The organism is Aeromonas sp. HMWF014, from assembly GCF_963878295.1.
Classification (GTDB): Bacteria; Pseudomonadota; Gammaproteobacteria; order Enterobacterales; family Aeromonadaceae; genus Aeromonas; species Aeromonas popoffii.
The window spans coordinates 1-3,237 of sequence record NZ_CAWNYS010000104.1 but is presented as its reverse complement, the minus strand read 5'-3'; the positions used below and the strand labels follow the sequence as shown (position 1 = coordinate 3,237).

The following is a 3,237-nucleotide window of genomic DNA, read 5'->3' as shown; positions in this document are numbered from 1 at the left end:
CGCCAATGCCCTGTTCACTTCCCAGTCCGGGGTCAGCCGCCATATCCGCGAGCTGGAGGAGGAGCTGGGAATAGAGCTGTTTATTCGCTATGGCAAGCGGCTGCTCGGCATGACGGAGCCGGGCAAGGAGTTGCTGGTGATCGCCGAGCGCATCCTCAACGACGCCAACAACATCCGCAAACTGGCCAGTACCTTTGCCAATCGCGAATCGGGCCGGTTGCTGGTGGCGACCACTCACACCCAGGCACGCTACGCCCTGCCACGGGTGGTGAAGGCCTTTCGCGAGCAGTTTCCGCTGGTGCAGCTGGAGCTGCACCAGGGCAGCCCGGAGGAGATAGTGCGGCTGGTGCAGGCTGGCGAGGTGGACATAGGCATCAGCAGCGAGCAGCTCGACAAGAGCGAAGGTGTGGTGGCGTTTCCCTATTACCGCTGGCACCACAATATCGTGGTGCCCGAGCAGCACCCCCTCACCGCCGAGCGGGAGCTGACACTGGCGGCACTGGCGAACTGGCCCATCATCACCTATCAGGCCGGGCTGACCGGACGGGCGCGGGTGGATGAGGCGTTTGCCGAGGCGGGGATTGCGCCGCAGATCCTGCTGACCGCCCAGGATTCCGACGTCATCAAGACCTATGTCGAACTGGAGATGGGGGTCGGCATACTGGCGGACATGGCGTTCGACACCCAGCGTGACAAGGGGTTGGTACAGCTCGACGGCAGTCGGCTGTTTGCGCCGCACACCGCCTGGATTGGTCTCAAGCAGGGGCAGTTCCAGCACAACTTCGCCTGGCAGTTCATCCAGCTCTGCAATCCCGAGCTGGCGCTGGCGGACATTCAGGCTCGCGCCATGGGCGGCGAGCCGGCCCTCGACTTCCAGATCTGAGGCTTGTCACACCATACACAACGGGGAGCCAGTGGCTCCCCGTTTTCGTGATGGCGTTATGGCTTGGCGCTGGATCAATTCAGCGCAATCCAGGCGCCTTGCCAGTGGGTACCGATGCCTGGTTCATATTGGGTGGTGCTGGCTGACCACTGGCTGCACCAGCCACTGGCGGGGAAGGGCCTGCACTGATAGACCTTGCCGTTCTTGGGTTGCAGCACCTTGGTGCCGTCGGTGTAGGACTTGAGCCCTTCCGGGAAGGTGAACTGGTAGTCACCACCGGACGGATCCTTGAGCATCAGATCCCGCGTCTGCTGCAGGGCTTCGCCACCCGCCTTCGGCCTGGCCTCGATCACCAGCTGATGGTGGCCGGCGCTGAGTCCCGCGAGCGGCATGGTGAAGCTCTGGCTGCTGTCCTTGATGTCGGCAGAGGAGTGGCCCTTGGCCACTCCTCCGTGGTCATACAGGGTGTTGGTGACGGCCAGATCCCCTTGTGCTGTGACGGTGAAGTCGAGGGTCAGCCTGCCGTTGTCGAGCAGGTATTCGCTCTCCAGACCGCTCACGCTGATGTCGTTGCCCACCGGGGGCTCCAGCTGTTCGAGCTGGATCTCGACTCGTTCCAGCGCGCTGCCTGCCTTGAGGTAGACGGGGTTCTGGCCGTAGACAGGGTTGAATTGGCCGTTAGCGTTCTGCTGACCGGCGCGGATCTGGCTCTGCTCGGTATTGATCTTGCTGGCCAGGGCATGGGCCCAGTTGTTTTTCTGGCCCTGTTCCGTGGTGGTGATGGTCAGCTCGGCCTGCAGATCGGGGCGTACGCCATTGGCGTCGAATATCAGGGCTCTGGCCCTGTCACCGGCCGCCAGATCGGTGGAAGGGTAGATGGTGCCGCCCTGGCTCCAGCTCAGTGGTGGCTGGGTGCCACCCTTGAAGTTGGCGTCGATCAGGTTGTAGAAGCTGTTGCTGGTATCGCCCACTTCCCACACCCCCAGGATCAGCTGATAGCCGGTGCGTTCTGGCAGGGTGCACCTGTGAGTGACCTGTTTGGGCGGCTGCACCATGTTGCCATCCACCACGCAGAAGGGGGTGAGATCGAAGGCCGCGCGGGTCAGCGACTGGTTCGGGTTCCAGTCCTGTTTAGTGAGGTAGTAACGCCAGTTGCGGGTGACGTGGTTGGCGGTGAAGGTCCAGCTGATGGCGAAGGGCCCGGCCTGCACTTCCCGCCGGGCCCAGCGATCGCTGGTCTGGGCGTTGAGTTCGCTCCAGTTGGGACTGCCCGCCGAGGCAATCTGACCATCCTGAGGGCCGGATTGCGGGAAGCCGGAAGGGCCTTCCACGCTCTGGGGCTCCCACTGCACCGCGCCACACTGGCTGTTGCCACCGGTCTTGCACAGATAGTTGCGCGATTCCGGCTGGCTGATATAGCCGTGGGCGAGCACACCCCCGCTGGCCAGCAGTGCCAGCGCCGTCGCGATATGATTGAGTTGGATTTTTGCTGCCATACAGTCCTCTGTTCGATAGATGTGGGCAGTCAAGTTGGCAGGGGAGTTCCCCGATACACACCTGCGTGTGGCAACCCCGCTATCCTGGACGACATGTCTTTAGACCGGAGGCTTTGCGTCCTGGCCTTTCAACCAGTTTGCCAAATGACTACATAAAGGGTCGCGCCGTCTCGTTTGACGACAATCCCATCATGACTAGTTTTGATTAAATAATTAAATATAAATGTTTGAGCTTAACCGCCTTGGCGTGGTGCAAATGCTTAACTTGATGTTCTTAAATGTATATTTAAGCTACTCACCTTGCTGAATGTCGTGAATCATCTCGATAAGATGCAAAAAAACGACATTTTTTATCAATAAAAAAAACCTGCCAGCGAGGCTGGCAGGGATGGGCATTACGACAGGGCCGGACGGATCAGTGACGAACGCGGGGACGTTCGGTTTGACCGGTCTGCGGATGCAGGGGCGCCCGTTGCCGGTCTATGGTGCTGCCGAGTTTGAACACCGCCAGTCGCTCGTCCAGGCTGCGGGAGAGGCCGGCCAGCAGCTCGCTCTCCTGGGCCAGTTGCGAGGCGGACTGGGACATCTCCAGTGCCGAGTCGTTGATGCCGCTGACGTTGCGGTTCATGTCCTCGGCCACCATGCTCTGCTGTTCGGCGGCGGTGGCTATCTGGGTTGCCATATCGCTCACGTGCTGGATGTGATTGACGATGAGGGAGAGATCCTGCCCTGCCTTCTCCGACTGGCTGACGCTGCTCGCCGCCAGCTTGCGGCTGGCATCCATGGCGCTGGCTGCGGTGACGGCCCGCTGTTGCAGTTGGGCTATGGTGCTCTGGATCTCCTCGGTAGACTGGCGGG

General features: G+C 61.2%; 3 protein-coding genes and 1 riboswitch. Of the genes, 1 reads left to right on the top strand and 2 read right to left on the bottom strand.

The window, feature by feature from the left end; genetic code table 11:
• Positions 1–883, top strand: an 883-nt coding sequence (locus tag AAC083_RS03975) for a LysR substrate-binding domain-containing protein (RefSeq protein ID WP_108535863.1), incomplete at its 5' end; no start/stop codon positions are given.
• A 74-nt stretch (positions 884–957) separates the two neighbouring features.
• On the opposite strand, the gene gbpA is transcribed toward AAC083_RS03975, so the two are convergent.
• Both gbpA and AAC083_RS03965 read right to left on the bottom strand, forming a co-directional pair.
• Positions 958–2,379, bottom strand: coding sequence for an N-acetylglucosamine-binding protein GbpA (gene gbpA, locus AAC083_RS03970; RefSeq protein WP_108535862.1), 1,422 nt, complete (start codon positions 2,377–2,379; stop codon positions 958–960).
• 66 nt (positions 2,380–2,445) lie between these two features.
• A riboswitch (cyclic di-GMP riboswitch) is annotated at positions 2,446–2,531 on the bottom strand.
• Between the two features lie 263 nt (positions 2,532–2,794).
• Positions 2,795–3,237: methyl-accepting chemotaxis protein (locus tag AAC083_RS03965; protein ID WP_258224592.1), on the bottom strand; the 443-nt coding region annotated here is incomplete at its 5' end.